12 protein-coding genes are annotated in these 16,679 nt (G+C 54.2%); 7 read left to right on the top strand and 5 right to left on the bottom strand.

The genetic code is table 11. From position 1 onward, the window contains the following. The first annotated feature begins 42 nt into the window (after positions 1-42). From HVY19_RS19505 to HVY19_RS19495, 3 genes are read left to right on the top strand one after another with little or no spacing between them, the layout of a single operon-like run. Complete coding sequence (locus HVY19_RS19505) at positions 43-2,340, top strand: formate C-acetyltransferase (protein WP_181682224.1); 2,298 nt, start codon at positions 43-45, stop codon at positions 2,338-2,340. Next, positions 2,306-3,184 carry a [formate-C-acetyltransferase]-activating enzyme gene (locus tag HVY19_RS19500; RefSeq protein WP_181682223.1) on the top strand — a complete coding sequence of 293 codons (879 nt, stop codon included), beginning with the start codon at positions 2,306-2,308 and terminating at the stop codon, positions 3,182-3,184. The genes HVY19_RS19505 and HVY19_RS19500 overlap by 35 nt, the downstream gene beginning before the upstream one ends. A gap of 1 nt (position 3,185) precedes the next feature. Then, complete coding sequence (locus HVY19_RS19495) at positions 3,186-3,542, top strand: PTS fructose-like transporter subunit IIB (protein WP_181682222.1); 357 nt, start codon at positions 3,186-3,188, stop codon at positions 3,540-3,542. Here HVY19_RS19495 and HVY19_RS19490 read toward each other — a convergent pair. From HVY19_RS19490 to argE, 4 genes are all read right to left on the bottom strand, one after another. After that, positions 3,529-4,380, bottom strand: coding sequence for an AraC family transcriptional regulator (locus HVY19_RS19490; protein ID WP_181682221.1), 852 nt, complete (start codon positions 4,378-4,380; stop codon positions 3,529-3,531). The genes HVY19_RS19495 and HVY19_RS19490 overlap by 14 nt on opposite strands. Positions 4,381-4,534: 154 nt before the next feature. Then, positions 4,535-6,268: a phosphoethanolamine transferase CptA gene (locus HVY19_RS19485; RefSeq protein WP_181682220.1), complete on the bottom strand. Its 1,734-nt coding sequence runs from the start codon at positions 6,266-6,268 to the stop codon at positions 4,535-4,537. Positions 6,269-6,469: 201 nt separating this feature from the next. Beyond that, positions 6,470-9,121, bottom strand: coding sequence for a phosphoenolpyruvate carboxylase (gene ppc / locus HVY19_RS19480; protein ID WP_181682219.1), 2,652 nt, complete (start codon positions 9,119-9,121; stop codon positions 6,470-6,472). 345 nt (positions 9,122-9,466) lie between these two features. Then, positions 9,467-10,618, bottom strand: coding sequence for an acetylornithine deacetylase (gene argE, locus HVY19_RS19475; RefSeq protein WP_181682218.1), 1,152 nt, complete (start codon positions 10,616-10,618; stop codon positions 9,467-9,469). 88 nt (positions 10,619-10,706) lie between these two features. Between argE and argC the strand changes: the two genes are divergently transcribed. The 4 genes from argC to oxyR all read left to right on the top strand — a co-directional run bounded on the left by argC (position 10,707) and on the right by oxyR (position 15,237). Continuing rightward, positions 10,707-11,711 carry an N-acetyl-gamma-glutamyl-phosphate reductase gene (argC, locus tag HVY19_RS19470; protein WP_181682217.1) on the top strand — a complete coding sequence of 335 codons (1,005 nt, stop codon included), beginning with the start codon at positions 10,707-10,709 and terminating at the stop codon, positions 11,709-11,711. Between the two features lie 7 nt (positions 11,712-11,718). Next, the gene (gene argB / locus HVY19_RS19465; protein ID WP_181682216.1) at positions 11,719-12,495 is read left to right on the top strand and encodes an acetylglutamate kinase; all 777 of its coding nucleotides are present in this window, start codon (positions 11,719-11,721) and stop codon (positions 12,493-12,495) included. A gap of 104 nt (positions 12,496-12,599) precedes the next feature. Continuing rightward, positions 12,600-13,973, top strand: a complete 1,374-nt coding sequence (gene argH / locus HVY19_RS19460; RefSeq protein ID WP_181682215.1) for an argininosuccinate lyase — start codon at positions 12,600-12,602, stop codon at positions 13,971-13,973. A gap of 346 nt (positions 13,974-14,319) precedes the next feature. Further along, positions 14,320-15,237 carry a DNA-binding transcriptional regulator OxyR gene (gene oxyR, locus HVY19_RS19455; RefSeq protein WP_181682214.1) on the top strand — a complete coding sequence of 306 codons (918 nt, stop codon included), beginning with the start codon at positions 14,320-14,322 and terminating at the stop codon, positions 15,235-15,237. On the opposite strand, the gene sthA is transcribed toward oxyR, so the two are convergent. After that, entirely contained in the window at positions 15,220-16,620 is a 1,401-nt protein-coding gene (gene sthA / locus HVY19_RS19450) for a Si-specific NAD(P)(+) transhydrogenase (RefSeq protein ID WP_181682213.1), read from the bottom strand. The genes oxyR and sthA overlap by 18 nt on opposite strands. Positions 16,621-16,679: the final 59 nt, after the last annotated feature.

The raw sequence follows: 16,679 nt of genomic DNA, 5'->3' as shown, positions 1-16,679 counted from the left end.
TACGTCGCCATCCGGCAATCAGCGTTCCCAATGGAGTTCCTCATGACTAATCGCATTCAACGTCTCAAAACCGCTCTTTTCCAGACTCAGCGTGAAATCTCTCTTGAACGCGCGCTGCTTTATACCGCCAGCCATCAGCAAACGGAAGGGGAACCGGTGATCCTGCGGCGCGCGAAAGCGACGGCGTATATTCTGGAGCATGTTGAAATTTCGATTCGTGATGAGGAACTGATTGCCGGTAACCGTACCGTAAAACCGCGCGCCGGTATTATGTCGCCGGAAATGGACCCGTACTGGCTGCTAAAGGAGCTGGATCAGTTCCCGACGCGTCCGCAGGACCGCTTTAACATTAGCGAGGAAGATAAGCGCCTTTATCGCGATGTGCTATTCCCCTACTGGGAAAAACGGTCGATGAAAGACTTCATCAACGGCCAGATGACCGACGAGGTAAAGGCCGCCGTCAGCACACAAATTTTTAGCGTTAACCAGACGGACAAAGGGCAGGGGCACATCATCATTGATTATCCGCGCCTGTTGAATCACGGGTTGGGCGAGCTGGTCGCGCAGATGCGTACCCACTGTCAGCAGGCACCCGATAACCCATTTTACCAGGCCGCATTGCTGCTGCTTGAGGCATCGCAAAAGCACATTCTGCGCTATGCGCTGCTGGCGGAAAGAATGGCCGATGTCTGCCAGGACGCGGCGCGTCGCCAGGAGCTGCTCGCTATTGCCGCCAACTCGCGACATAACGCGCAGCATAAACCGCAAACCTTTTGGCAGGCGTGTCAGTTGTTCTGGTATATGAACATCATTCTGCAATACGAATCCAACGCCAGTTCGCTGTCGCTGGGGCGTTTTGACCAGTACATGCTGCCGTTTTATCAGGCATCGCTGACGCAGGGAGAAGACCCGGCTTTTCTGAAAGAGTTGCTTGAATCCCTGTGGGTGAAATGTAACGACATCGTGCTGCTGCGCTCGACCAGCAGTGCGCGCTATTTTGCCGGATTCCCGACCGGGTATACCGCGCTGCTTGGCGGCCTGACGGAGAATGGACGCAGCGCAGTGAACGTGCTGTCGTTCCTGTGTCTGGATGCCTACCAGAGCGTGCAACTGCCACAGCCAAATCTTGGCGTGCGCACCAATGCGCTCATCGATACGCCATTCCTGATGAAGACCGCAGAAACCATTCGCCTTGGTACCGGGATCCCACAAATTTTCAATGACGAGGTGGTGATCCCGGCGTTTCTGAACCGTGGAGTATCGCTGGAAGATGCGCGCGATTACGCGGTGGTCGGTTGCGTAGAACTGTCGATACCGGGCAGAACTTATGGACTACACGATATCGCCATGTTCAACCTGCTGAAGGTGATGGAGATCAGTCTGTATGAAAACGAAAATAACGCGGTACTGACCTACGAAGGTCTGCTGGCGCACATTCGCGCCAAAATCAGCCACTACATCACGCTCATGGTCGAGGGCAGCAATATTTGCGATATCGGCCACCGCGACTGGGCACCGGTGCCGCTGCTCTCCTCGTTTATCAGCGACTGTCTGGACAAAGGCCGTGATATTACCGACGGTGGTGCGCGTTATAACTTCTCAGGCGTTCAGGGCATCGGTATTGCTAATCTGAGCGACTCTTTGCACGCGCTGAACGGGCTGGTGTTCGAACAGCAGCGCTTAGGTTTCGATGAACTGCTGGCGGTGCTGAAGGCCAACTTCGCCACGCCTGAAGGAGAGAAGATCCGCGCCAGATTGATCAACCGTTTTGAGAAATACGGTAATGATATCGACGATGTGGATAATATTAGTGCCGAACTGCTGCGACATTACTGCAAAGAGGTGGAAAAATACCAAAACCCACGCGGTGGACACTTTACGCCGGGTTCCTATACCGTTTCCGCACATGTGCCGTTGGGCGCGGTCGTCGGGGCGACTCCGGACGGGCGTTTCGCCGGAGAGCAACTGGCGGATGGCGGCCTTTCTCCAATGCTTGGGCAAGATATGCAGGGTCCGACAGCGGTACTGAAATCGGTCAGCAAACTGGATAACACGTTGCTTTCCAATGGCACTTTGCTGAACGTGAAGTTCACTCCGGCTACGCTGGAAGGAGAGGCAGGCCTGCGTAAGCTGGCGGACTTCCTGCGTGCCTTTACGCAACTGAAATTGCAGCATATTCAGTTTAACGTGGTGAACGCCGAAACCCTGCGGGAAGCACAACTGCGTCCGCAGGACTACGCCGGGCTGGTGGTGCGAGTGGCGGGCTATAGCGCCTTCTTTGTCGAGCTGTCGAAGGAGATTCAGGATGACATCATTCGCCGCACCGCGCATCAGCTGTGAAGTTGTTGAGCCCCGCGGTGACGAGGTCGCGCGGATCTTCAATATTCAACGCTATTCGCTGAATGACGGGCAGGGTATTCGCACGGTGGTCTTTTTTAAAGGCTGCCCGCATCGCTGTCCGTGGTGCGCAAATCCGGAATCCATTTCTCCACAGATAGAAACGGTGCGGCGGGAAAGCAAATGTCTCCATTGTGCGCCCTGTCTGCGTAATGCCGACGAGTGTCCGTCCGGCGCGTTTGAGCGGATTGGTCGAGAGATCGGCCTGGACGAGCTGGAACGTGAGGTGATGAAGGATGACATTTTCTTTCGTACCTCGGGTGGCGGAGTGACGCTTTCAGGCGGTGAGGTGCTGATGCAGGCACCTTTCGCCACCCGATTCTTACAACGTCTGCAACGCTTAGGCGTTCGCTGTGCGATTGAAACCGCTGGTGATGCTCCTGCCAGTCGTTTGCTGCCGCTGGCGAAAGCGTGTGATGAAGTGCTATTCGATTTAAAAATCATGGAGCCTGAGCGGGCCCGTGAGATTGTGAATATGAATCTGCCCAGGGTGCTGGATAATTTCAGGATGCTGGTTGAGGAGGGCGTACAGGTGATTCCCCGACTGCCGCTGATCCCCGGCTATACGCTCACGCGCGAGAATATGCAGCGTTCACTCACACTGCTGGCTTCTCTGGGGATTCATCAGGTACATCTGCTGCCGTTTCACCTGTACGGCGAACCGAAATACCGTTTGCTTGGTCAGTCGTGGTCGATGAAGGATGTTCCTGCGCCCTCGGCGCAAACTATCGCAAAAATGCGCGAAATGGCAGAGAACGCCGGCTTTCAGGTCACCACAGGAGGTTAATATGTCCGTCTCATCGGGGCGATATCTGGTTGCTGTAACGGCCTGCGTCAGCGGCGTCGCGCATACCTATATGGCAGCGGAACGGCTGGAAAAGCTCTGCCAGCAGGAAAAATGGACCATCAAAATTGAAACCCAGGGCGCACTGGGGACAGAGAACCGGTTAACGGAAGAGGATATCAGCCGTGCTGATGCCGTCTTGCTGATCACCGATATCGAACTGGCGGGAGCAGAGCGTTTTACCCGGAGTCGCTACGTCCAGTCCGGGATTAGCGCTTTTCTGCGCGAACCGCAGCGGGTAATGAGCGCGGTACGTAAGCTACTTTCAGCCCCACAGCATACTCATCTTATTCTTGAATAACCTGCTTTTCCGTGAGCTGGCTGTGGTACTGGCGACGGTATTCAGACGGTGAGCGTTCGGTATTTTTACGGAACAGGCGACAAAAGTAGTTACTGTCCATAAATCCGCAGGTATGCGCCACTTCTTTGACCTTTAAGTCGTAGCCCTTCAGCAGCGTTTTGGCATGTTCCAGCCGGGTATAGTTCAGATATTCGTTAAAGCCAACGGCACCGGTTTTTTGAAACAGATGCGAGAGATAGTTAGGTGAGATGTAAAAAGCCTGAGCAACGGATTCTCGCGTCAGCGGTGACGCGTAGTGTTCGTCGATATATTCACGAATGGCCTCAAACAGCGCCTGGCTGCGGGATGCGGTTTGGATCTGGCTGCCGAGCAGGTCGCGGCAATGGCTCAGCAGGCTGGCAACAATCAGTCTTGCCGTTTGCTGCTCCTGCGGCTGCATCTGCATTTCATTAAGCGTTTGCAGCAGAAAAGATCCGATACGTGGGCCTCGACGCGCAACATGCTGTTTTGCCAGGTTCTGGTACGTTTTCCCGTCCCATTGCACAACGCTGAAGCCCAACTGCTGTTTGCCAAACAGAATACTGAGCGTCACGGCGGGAGTATGCCATCGAGGAAGGTTCCAGCCGCCAGAAGGGACATAGAGAACGTCGCAGGGGAGTAGCGTATCGGCAATGCTGGCATCTGTCAGTTCGCCTTCCAGCACGATTTCCAGACGGGGAAAATCCACCTGATACGCCAGTTCCGGCGTGGGTGCGCTGGCACTGCCGAAGAAAACCTGGCGTAACAGCGAGGGGCCGTTAATCAGACGGGAAAGAAGATGGCTGACGTCTTGATACATGTTGTTCCCTTACCTGGCGCAGACTACGGAACAGTATCGTTGAACGTGCATTGTCACAAGGGGAAATTGCCGGGGGCGCTGCGCTTGCCCGGCCTACGACAGTGCATACAGGTAGGCAGGATAAGGCGTCAGCCGCCATCCGGCAAAACAATAATTATTGGTTCCCGACCCGATCGCCGTACGGCAGCGTGTCGTAATCAATCAGCGCGTTTTTCTTGTACGGGTTGCCAATCCAGCGCGGAGTTTCCTTAAACTGCGGGCTGGTAAGCGAACGCGTTGCGTCATAGCCGTCGTAAGTTAAACCCGCTAAGTCAGACCAGGTGTGGATCAGCTCTGAGCTACTGTATTTACGGTTGAGATCCTGGGTGAAGTCACGCGGATGTGCCGCCTGCCATTTCTCAGAAGTCCACAGAATGAACGGTACCGTATACATATGGCGCGTCGGGTTATCCTCATTGCGGCCCTGGGTTTTATGCGGCGGCGTGTCATACACCTCTTCACCGTGATCGGAGAAGTAAAGCAGGAATCCATTCGGATCGGTCGCTTTATAGTCTTTAATCAGGCTTGCGATAACATGGTCGTTATACAGATTGGCGTTATCGTAATCGTTATATGACTCCAGTTCCTCAGCACTCAGACCCGGCGGAACATTTGCCGTACTGCCGTCGAATTTGCCTGCATTTTCCGGATAGCGGAATTTGTATTTAATGTGCGTGCCCAGCAGATGAACAATGATGAATTTCTTCGGTGCCGGGTCGGCCATCACTTCTTTAAATGGTGCCAGCACGTTGGTGTCATATTCACGCGCGCTCTGTGTACGCTGCTGGTTCATATAGAACTGCTTGTCGGTCTGCTTGGAGAACACCGTAAGCATGGTGTTGCGGGCGGTCATCGTCTGCTGGTTGGTGATCCAGAAAGTCTTATAACCGGCCTGCTTCATCATATTCATCAGGGACGGTTTAGTCAGGTACAGGTCTGGGTTCTTCTCATTAGCGAAGGTCAGCGCCTGCTGCAAGATTTCAATGGTGTACGGACGTGAGGTCACGACGTTGTTGAAAACGGACAGATTCGGATCGGATTTATGCAGTGCATCCAGTTCCGGCGTGGTTTCACGCGGGTAACCGTACAGGCTCATGTGGCCACGCTGGGTAGACTCGCCGATGACCAGTACCAGCGTGCGCGGTGCTTCACCGGAATTGTCTTTTAAATTCTCCAACGGAGGGAGGGCGTTATTCTCACTTAACAGGCTGTTGAGTGCGGTCAACTGGCGTTGATACTGGTAGTAGCCAATGACAAATTGCCACGGCGCCGCAGGCTCCATTCGTGAGGTCAGCCCGCTGAAGGTGTTCTCATACGGGGAACCGCCAATGGCTGAACGAATAACAAACGGGTTCAGGATCAGTCCGTAAAGCAGCGCGAACGAGACGAGCCAACGCCAGGGTGTCGGGATATAAACCGGACGCAGACGTGTCCAGAGCAGCACCGCGATAATGGTGTATGCCAGGGCAACGGCGACGATTTTGAGGCTGAAATATTGACTCAGATACTCGCCAGCTTCGTTAGCGTTAGTTTCAAACATCACGAACAGAACGCTCTGGGAAAACTCCTGACCGTAAATCACGTAATAACAGAGCGTAGCCAGCGAGGTTGCCCACAACACGATACCGATAACGGCAGCAATCGCACGGGTTCGGCTTGGGAACAGGAAAACGGGAATGAGCCAGAGGGAGCTATAAAGCAAGGAATCGCGCAGCCCGTTTGTTCCACTGAACCCCGTAAAGCAAATAATGACCTGGAGTAATGAAGAGAAGAACCAGAAGTACAGCAGCGCCCAGCCAAGGGCTTTCCAGCTAAAGGTTGGTTTTGACTGGATAGAAGTGGATTGCATGTTGTCAGCCTGTCTTGAAATATACCGCTTAACATAGCGATAAAACCTTAAGAGAAGCTGAAGCATCGCTCGTCAGGTTACTCGCCAGGATAAATTTTCGTAGGGATGAGAAAAACAGGAATATATGCAATGCGAAGGATTTATGACAGCAGTATTTCAACCGCCCCCGCTAAAATGCGAGGGCGGTCAGATTAGCTAAAATTAGCCGGTATTACGCATCCCTGCCGCGACCCCGGCGATGGTGACCATGAGCGCCTGTTCGACGCGTGGATCCGGCTCTTTGCCCTGATCTTCTGCCAGACGCGAGCGGTGCAGCAGCTCTGCCTGGAGAACGTTCAGCGGGTCAGTGTAGATATTACGTAACTGGATAGACTCGGCAATCCACGGGAGGTCGGCCATCAGGTGCGAGTCGTTAGCGATGGCCAACACCACTTTGATGTCCTCTTCCTGAAGGTCACGCAGTTCTTTACCCAGCGGCCAAAGTTCTTTTGCTACCAGACGCTGGTCGTAATATTCCGCCAGCCACAGGTCTGCTTTCGAGAACACCATTTCCAGCATGCCAAGACGCGTGGAGAAGAACGGCCAGTCGCGGCACATTGCCTCCAGTTCACTCTGCTTGCCGTCTTCAACCACTTTTTGCAGCGCGGTACCCGCTCCCAGCCAGGCAGGAAGCATCAGGCGGTTTTGCGTCCAGGCGAAAATCCACGGAATGGCGCGCAGCGACTCGACGCCACCGGTCGGACGACGTTTCGCCGGGCGTGAGCCAAGAGGCAGTTTACCCAGTTCCTGTTCCGGCGTTGCGGAGCGGAAATAGGGGACGAAATCTTTGTTTTCGCGCACATAGCCGCGATACAAGTCGCAGGAGATGACCGACAGTTCGTCCATGATATGACGCCAGGCGTCTTTCGGCTCCGGCGGCGGCAGCAGGTTCGCTTCGAGAATTGCGCTGGTGTAAAGCGACAGGCTGCTGACGGTCACTTCCGGCAGCCCATATTTAAAGCGGATCATCTCGCCCTGTTCGGTCACGCGCAGGCCGCCTTTCAGGCTGCCCGGTGGTTGCGAAAGGAGAGCTGCATGGGCAGGCGCGCCGCCGCGACCGATAGAACCGCCGCGACCGTGGAACAACGTTAGTTCAATCCCGGCTTTTTCACAGGTCTTGATTAACGCATCCTGCGCCTGATACTGCGCCCAGGACGCAGCCATAACCCCTGCGTCTTTAGCGGAGTCAGAATAGCCGATCATCACCATTTGCTTGCCCTGGATCAGGCCGCGATACCAGTCGATGTTCAGCAGTTGCGTCATGACGTCGTCGGCGTTGTTCAGGTCATCCAGCGTTTCAAACAGCGGAGCAACCGGCATAGCGAAACCGATACCCGCTTCTTTCAGCAGCAGGTGTACCGCCAGCACGTCGGACGGCGTTTTCGCCATGGAGATGACGTAGGCGGCGATCGAACCTTTCGGTGCTTCGGCAATCACCCGGCAGGTATCAAGCACTTCGCGGGTATCGTTGCTTGGTTCCCAGTTACGCGGCAGCAGAGGACGTTTGGAATTCAGTTCGCGGATCAGGAAAGCCTGTTTGTCGGCTTCAGACCAGCTTTCGTAATCGCCAATACCGAGATAGCGGGTCAGTTCGCCCAGCGCTTCGGTGTGGCGAGTGCTCTCCTGGCGGATATCGATGCGCACCAGCGGTACGCCGAAGCACTTCACGCGGCGCAGAGTGTCGAGCAGTTCGCCGTTGGCGATGATCCCCATTCCGCAGGCTTGTAAAGACTGGTAGCAGGCGTACAGCGGTTCCCACAACTGCTCGTTTTGTGTCAGCAGCCCTGCAGGTTTTGGCAGTTTTTCGCCTTTCAGACGCGCTTCCAGCCAGGCCTGCGTCGCCATCAGACGGGAGCGAAGCATCTTCATCAGATAGCGGTAAGGCTCAGCGGCACCTTCTTCGCCGACCATCGCCAGCAGTTCTGGCGTGGCGTCAACCATCGACAGTTCAGAAACCAGAACATGAATATCTTTCAGGAACAGATCGGTCGCTTTCCAGCGGCTTAGCAGCAGGACGTGGCGGGTGATGTCAGCAGTAACATTCGGGTTGCCGTCACGGTCGCCACCCATCCATGAGGTAAAACGAACCGGGACGAAATCAACGGGCAATTTATAGCCGAGATTCTCTTCCAACTGTTCGTTCAGTTCACGCAAATAGTTCGGTACACCCTGCCACAAGCTGTTTTCAACGACCGCAAAGCCCCATTTGGCTTCATCAACCGGACTTGGACGCAGCTTACGGATCTCATCCGTATGCCAGGATTGTGCAATCAACTGGCGTAGACGACGCATTAACTGGTGGCGTTCGTAATCGACAATATCTTTGTTATCAAGCTGCTTCAGGCAGGCGTTGATTTCACCCATTTTGTGGATCAGGGTGCGACGGGTAATTTCCGTTGGGTGAGCGGTTAGCACCAGCTCCAGAGACAATGATTCCACCGCTTTTTTAATGGTGGCTTCGTTCAGTTCTGGCTGATTTTTGAGTTTACGCAGGGTGCGGGCAATCACTTCCGGGTTGCTGGCGGCTTCGCCTTTCGGCGAAATGCTGTGGTATTGCTCAGCGGTGTTGGCCAGATTCAGGAACTGGCTAAAAGCGCGGGCGACCGGTAGCAGCTCGTCGTTCGACAGATTCTGTAACGTGCTGAGCAACTCCTGGCGATGAGCTTCATTGCCAGCGCGTGAAGATTTGGACAGCTTACGGATTGTTTCAACGCGATCAAGAATGTTCTCTCCCAGCGCATCCTTGATGGTTTCTCCCAGCACTTTGCCGAGCATACTGACATTACTACGCAACGCGGAATATTGTTCGTTCATATGACCCCAGACACCCCATCTTTACTCTATGAGTCCTGTATCTTTCGCGCCACAGCGGCGCTCGCCCACCCAGGTTACTTACTTATGTAAGCTCCCTGGGATGAGCTCGTTTGCCGCCTTGCTGTGACACGAAATCTTTCGGACTTTGTTTATTAGTCGTCTTTTATAAAGCCACGTAAAACCCGTGCCGTCAATTGTGGCGAAATCGTTTCAGCAAACGAATAAATGGCGGCTAATTTATGAAAGTTAATTCGCATCTTGTCCGATAAGTATTGCTTATGAAAATGTGAAAAAACGCGAATGTTTTCGGTAAGCCCGGTAAGCGGAATGCCACCGGGCAAACCACTAATGCCAGCAGAAGTGATGCACGACCTGTGTGATCAATTCCCGGGTTGGCTTAATAAATCGTGTTTCCAGATATTCATCAGGTTGATGCGCCTGATTGATCGAACCCGGACCAAGCACCAGCGTCGGGCAGAGCGTCTGGATAAACGGCGCTTCGGTGCAGTAATTCACCACGTCAGTTTTCTCACCCAGCAGTTTTTCAACGACCTCAACCAGTTGGTGATCTGCCGGGCACTCATAGCCAGGAATTGGCGGGTGCAGTTCAGATACGGTTAATCGACCTGGCCAGCGTTCACTCACGGGCGCCAACGCGTCGTTGAGCAAGCCATTGAGATCGTTAAGCGTCATCCCGGGTAATGGACGAATATCCATATGCAACTCACAACAGGCGCAAATTCGGTTCGCCGCATCGCCACCGTGGATATGCCCAAGGTTTAACGTTGGATACGGCACGGTAAACGCATCGTAGTGATAACGTTCTTTAAGAGAATCCCTTAGCTGCATAATTCGGCCAATGGCGTCATGCATCAGTTCAATGGCATTCACGCCGCGCGCCGGATCGCTGGAATGCCCGGATTGCCCCAACACGCGAATGGCGTTGGAAATATGCCCTTTATGCGCGCGTACCGGTTGCAGTGAGGTGGGTTCGCCAATGATTGCGCAGTCCGGGCGCAGCGACGTTGTTTCGGAAAAATAGCGCGCCCCTGCCATGCTGGTTTCTTCATCAGCGGTTGCCAGAATATAGAGTGGCTTTTTCAACGTCGTCACATCAACGTCACGCAGCGCGTCAAGAATAAAGGCGAAAAAGCCCTTCATGTCCGCCGTTCCCAGACCGTAAAGCTTATTGTCGTGTTCGGTCAGGGTGAACGGATCGCGCGTCCAGCGTCCATCATCAAAGGGGACCGTATCGGTATGCCCCGTCAGCAATAAACCACCTGCACCGTGCCCCGTACTCGCCAGCATATTGAATTTATTACGCGTGCCGGGGACGGGCTGCACCTCAACCGTGAAACCCAGATCTTTAAACCAGTCCGCCAGTAGAGTGATTAAACCCGCATTACTTTGATCGAGTGATTCTTCCGTTGCGCTAATCGACGGTGTGGCAATCAGGGCGCGGTAAATCTCGATAAATGGCGGTAAATTGTTTTTCATTGTTGACACACCTCAGGTCATGATAGTATCAATATTCATGCAGTATTTATGAATAAAAATACATTAACGTGGAGCATAAAGGAACCCGATGTTGAATACGCTGATTGTGGGCGCTAGCGGTTATGCGGGCGCAGAGCTTGTAAGCTACGTGAATCGCCACCCTCATATGACCATAACCGCTTTGACCGTCTCAGCGCAAAGCAATGATGCAGGAAAGTTAATTTCCGATTTGCATCCACAGTTAAAAGGCATTGTCGATCTGCCGCTGCAACCGATGTCGGATATCAGCGAGTTTAGCGCAGGCGTGGATGTTGTGTTTCTGGCGACTGCTCATGAAGTGAGTCACGACCTGGCACCGCAGTTTCTGGCCGCAGGATGTGTCGTCTTCGATCTCTCCGGTGCCTTCCGCGTTAATGATGCCGGGTTCTACGAAAAATATTACGGTTTTACCCATCAACACCCAGAACTGCTGGAGCAGGCGGTATACGGCCTGGCCGAGTGGTGCGGAAGTAAACTTAAAGAAGCGAATCTGATTGCGGTGCCGGGGTGCTATCCCACGGCGGCGCAACTCTCTCTGAAGCCGCTGATTGATGCGGGTCTGTTAGACCTGAGCCAGTGGCCGGTCATTAACGCCACCAGCGGTGTCAGTGGGGCAGGACGCAAAGCGGCGCTCTCAAATAGCTTCTGCGAAGTGAGCCTGCAACCGTATGGCGTGTTTACTCACCGCCATCAGCCGGAGATCGCCAGCCATCTGGGGGCGGAAGTGATCTTCACGCCGCATCTGGGCAATTTCCCGCGCGGGATTCTGGAAACCATTACCTGCCGCCTGAAAACGGGGGTAACCCATGCGCAGGTTGCGCAGGCTTTGCAGCAAGCGTATAGCGATAAACCGCTGGTGCGTCTGTACGACAAAGGCGTTCCGGCGCTGAAAAATGTGGTAGGGCTGCCATTCTGTGACATCGGCTTCGCCGTGCAGGGCGACCATTTGATCGTCGTGGCGACCGAAGATAACTTATTGAAAGGTGCGGCAGCGCAGGCTGTGCAGTGCGCCAACATTCGTTTTGGCTTTGCTGAAACGCAGTCTCTTATTTAAGGGTGCAATGATGAATCCATTAATTATCAAGCTGGGTGGCGTATTACTGGATAGCGAAGAGGCGCTGGAGCGTCTCTTTACCGCGCTGGTGAATTATCGCGAGTCGCATCAGCGTCCGCTGGTCATCGTGCACGGCGGCGGTTGCGTGGTAGACGAGTTGATGAAAGGGCTCAATCTGCCGGTGAAGAAGAAGAACGGCCTGCGTGTTACGCCTGCAGACCAGATTGACATTATTACCGGCGCGCTGGCGGGTACGGCGAACAAAACCCTGCTGGCGTGGGCGAAGAAGCATCACATTGCGTCCGTTGGTCTGTATCTGGGCGACGGTGACAGCGTAAAAGTGACCCAGCTCGACGAAAAGTTAGGCCATGTTGGACTGGCGCAGCCGGGTTCGCCTAAGCTCATCAACACGCTGCTGGAAAGCGGGTATCTTCCGGTGGTCAGCTCGATTGGGGTGACAGACGAAGGCCAGTTGATGAACGTGAATGCGGACCAGGCGGCGACGGCGCTGGCGGCAACGCTGGGTGCGGACCTGATTTTGCTCTCCGACGTGAGCGGGATCCTCGACGGCAAAGGTCAGCGGATAGCCGAAATGACCGCCGCGAAAGCGGAGCAACTGATTGAGCAGGGCATCATCACCGACGGTATGATCGTGAAGGTGAACGCGGCGCTGGATGCCGCGCGTACGCTCGGTCGCCCGGTGGATATCGCCTCCTGGCGTCATGCGGAGCAGCTTCCGGCACTGTTTAACGGCACGCCGATCGGCACGCGTATTCTGGCTTAAGATTGTGTGCCGGATGGCGCTTCGCTTATCCGGCCTGCCTGGATTTTGTAGGCCCGGTAAGCGCAGCGCTACCGGGCAAAAATTGATTATTAAGGAAATTCGTTATGGCACTTTGGGGTGGGCGTTTTACTCAGGCAGCAGATCAGCGGTTCAAACAGTTCAACGATTCGTTGCGTTTTGATTACCGTCTGGCGGAGCAGGATATAGTTGGCTCTGTGGCCTGGTCTAAAGCGTTAGTCACGGTTGGCGTATTAACCGCAGATGAACAGCTTCAACTCGAAGAGGCGCTGAACAACCTGCTGGAAGAAGTGCGTCTGAACCCGCAGCAGATCCTCGAAAGCGATGCGGAAGACATTCATAGCTGGGTGGAAAGCAAGCTAATTGATAAAGTCGGTCAGTTAGGTAAAAAGCTGCACACCGGGCGTAGCCGTAATGACCAGGTTGCTACCGATCTCAAGCTTTGGTGCAAAGATACCGTCACCGAACTACTTACCGCCAATCGTCAGCTACAAAGCGCGCTGGTGGAAACCGCGGAAAATAATCAGGATGCGGTGATGCCGGGATACACTCACCTGCAACGCGCGCAGCCGGTGACGTTTGCCCACTGGTGTCTGGCGTATGTCGAAATGCTGGCGCGGGATGAAAGCCGTTTACAGGACGCGCTGAAGCGTCTGGACGTTAGCCCGTTGGGCTGCGGCGCACTGGCGGGTACAGCGTATGAAATCGATCGTGAGCAACTGGCCGGCTGGCTGGGTTTTGCTTCAGCGACCCGCAACAGTCTGGACAGTGTTTCCGACCGCGATCACGTGCTTGAACTGCTGTCTGATGCTTCCATCGGTATGGTGCATCTGTCGCGTTTCGCTGAAGACCTGATCTTCTTTAATACCGGTGAGGCGGGCTTTGTGGAGCTTTCTGACCGTGTAACATCCGGCTCTTCATTGATGCCGCAAAAGAAAAACCCGGACGCGCTGGAGCTTATTCGCGGCAAATGTGGTCGCGTACAGGGCGCGTTAACCGGCATGATGATGACGCTGAAAGGCCTGCCGTTGGCTTACAACAAAGATATGCAGGAAGACAAAGAAGGCCTGTTCGACGCGCTTGATACCTGGCTGGACTGTCTGCATATGGCCGCGCTGGTGCTGGACGGTATTCAGGTGAAGCGCCCGCGTTGCCAGGAAGCGGCTCAGCAGGGCTACGCCAATGCGACTGAACTGGCGGATTACCTGGTTGCTAAAGGCGTGCCGTTCCGTGAAGCGCACCATATTGTTGGCGAAGCGGTGGTAGAAGCGATTCGCCAGGGTAAACCGCTGGAAGATTTATCACTGTCGGACCTGCAGAAATTTAGCAATGTGATGGGTGATGATGTTTACCCAATCCTCTCTTTGCAGTCCTGTCTGGATAAGCGTGCGGCAAAAGGCGGCGTTTCTCCGCAGCAGGTAGCGCAGGCGATTAGCGACGCAAAAGCGCGTTTGAGCTAACCCGCGGGTTATGCCGTTGTATGCCTGATAAGCGAAGCGCCATCAGGCGGCATAACGCACATTGCCGGATGGCGCTTTGCTTATCCGGCCTACAGTTAATACCGAGCCCAGCCTTGTGCCGGGTTTTTTATGCAAAAAAAATGCGGACCATGGGTCCGCAAAAGTTCACGTTGGCTTTAGTTATTCGAGTTAGAAAGTAACTCTTTGAACGGGCAGTGGCTTCAAGGGTTAAAGGGGTACCGCTCCGTTTCTGTGTTGTATTATTAGACAGAAAGCTTGATAGGGATAATCGTTCGTTGCTATGCTACCTATCGCCATGAACTATCGTGGCGATGGAGGATGAATAATGAATATTCGTGATCTTGAATACCTGGTGGCATTAGCCGAGCACCGCCACTTTCGGCGTGCGGCGGACTCCTGTCACGTGAGTCAGCCGACGCTTAGCGGGCAAATTCGCAAGCTGGAAGACGAACTGGGCGTGATGCTACTGGAGCGTACGAGTCGTAAAGTCTTGTTCACCCAGGCCGGCTTGTTGCTGGTGGATCAGGCGCGTACCGTGCTGCGTGAGGTCAAAGTGCTCAAGGAGATGGCAAGCCAGCAAGGCGAGACGATGTCCGGCCCATTGCACATTGGTTTGATCCCGACCGTTGGGCCTTATCTGCTACCGCTTATTATCCCTATGCTGCACCAGACGTTCCCGAAGCTGGAAATGTATCTGCATGAAGCGCAAACGCATCAGTTGCTGGCGCAGCTCGATAGCGGCAAACTGGATTGCGTAATTCTGGCGCTGGTAAAAGAGAGCGAAGCATTTATTGAAGTGCCGCTGTTCGATGAGCCGATGCTGCTGGCGATCTACGAAGATCACCCGTGGGCAAATCGCGAATGCGTGCCGATGTCCGATCTGGCTGGCGAAAAACTGCTGATGCTGGAGGACGGTCACTGTCTCCGTGACCAGGCGATGGGCTTCTGCTTTGAAGCGGGGGCTGACGAAGATACCCACTTCCGCGCAACCAGTCTGGAAACGTTGCGTAACATGGTGGCGGCAGGAAGCGGTATTACCTTACTGCCTGCGCTGGCGGTTCCGCAGCAGCGTAAGCGTGATGGCGTCGTCTATCTGCCTTGCATTAAGCCTGAGCCACGCCGCACGGTAGGTCTGGTTTATCGTCCGGGTTCCCCGCTGCGCAGCCGCTATGAGCAGCTGGCAGAGGCCATCCGTGGTTCGATGGATGGCCATTTTGATAAAGCGTTAAAACAGGCGGTTTAAGCCATTGAGCGCTGCTACCCGATAGGCTTCCGCCATGGTTGGGTAGTTAAAGGTGGTGTTCACGAAGTACTCAATCGTGTTGCCACCTCCTTTCTGCTCCATAATGGCCTGACCGATATGAATAATCTCGGCAGCGCGCTCGCCAAAGCAGTGGATCCCCAGAATCTCTTTCGTCTCCCGATGGAACAAAATCTTCAGCGTGCCCACGTTCATGCCGACGATTTGCGCCCGCGCCAGGTGTTTAAACTGAGCGCGTCCCACTTCGTAAGGCACTTTCATCGCTGTGAGTTGCTGCTCGGTTTTGCCGACGGAACTGATTTCCGGGATGGTATAAATGCCGGTGGGGATATCTTCAATCAGATGCGCGGTGGCTTCGCCTTTCACTAACGCCTGAGCAGCAATTCGTCCCTGGTCATAGGCGGCTGAAGCCAGACTTGGGTAGCCAATCACATCACCTACGGCATAAACGTGCGGAAGGGCGGTCTGGTACATGCTATTGACCTTAAGCTGGCCGCGGCTGTCGGTTTCCAGCCCAATGTTCTGCAAGTCCAGCGAATCGGTATTCCCGGTACGACCATTAGCATAGAGCAGGCAATCGGCTTTCAGCTTTTTGCCGGACTTCAGATGCATGATGACGCCGTCATCACACCCCTCAATCTTCTCGTACTCTTCATTGTGGCGAATGACAACGCCACTGTTCCAGAAGTGGTAAGAGAGAGAGTCCGACATTTCCTGATCGAGGAACGCCAGCAGGCGGTCGCGGGTGTTAATCAGGTCAACTTTTACCTGCATACCGCGGAAGATCGATGCATATTCGCAGCCAATTACCCCTGCGCCATAAATAATGACGTGGCGAGGTTCGTGGTGCAGGCTGAGGATGGAGTCGCTGTCGTAAATGCGCGGGTGCGAGAAATCGACGTCAGTCGGATGATAAGGACGCGAGCCGCAGGCGATGACAAACTTCTCTGCCGTCAGGGTTTCAACCGAGCCGTCGGGGCATTCCAGCGCCAGTGTGTGTTGGTCAACAAAATGGGCGTTACCTTGCAGGATTTCGCAATGGTTACGCTCATAAAACCCCTGCCGCATCCGCGTTTGCTGATTAATCACGTTATCGGCATGATTGAGGATATCGGCGAAAGAGGAACGAAGCAGGCGGGAATGATCGCTGTAAAGAGGGTTCTGATTGAACTCGATAATACGGCTGACGGCGTGGCGGAGTGCTTTTGAAGGGATGGTACCCCAGTGGGTGCAACCGCCGCCAACGTTATGATAGCGCTCTATAACGGCGACGCGCGCTCCTTGCTTAACCAGACCCATTGCAGCACCTTCGCCGCCGGGGCCGGAACCTATTACTATGGCATCGTAATCGTAGGAATGTGGCATGGTAAGGCTTACCTGTTCTTATACATAAAAGCAACAGAATAGTAACATCATTGCAGGGA

Origin of the sequence: Citrobacter sp. RHB25-C09 (assembly GCF_013836145.1) — a bacterium.
Classification (GTDB): Bacteria; Pseudomonadota; Gammaproteobacteria; order Enterobacterales; family Enterobacteriaceae; genus Citrobacter_A.
This window is presented reverse-complemented; position numbering and strand designations above follow the sequence as displayed.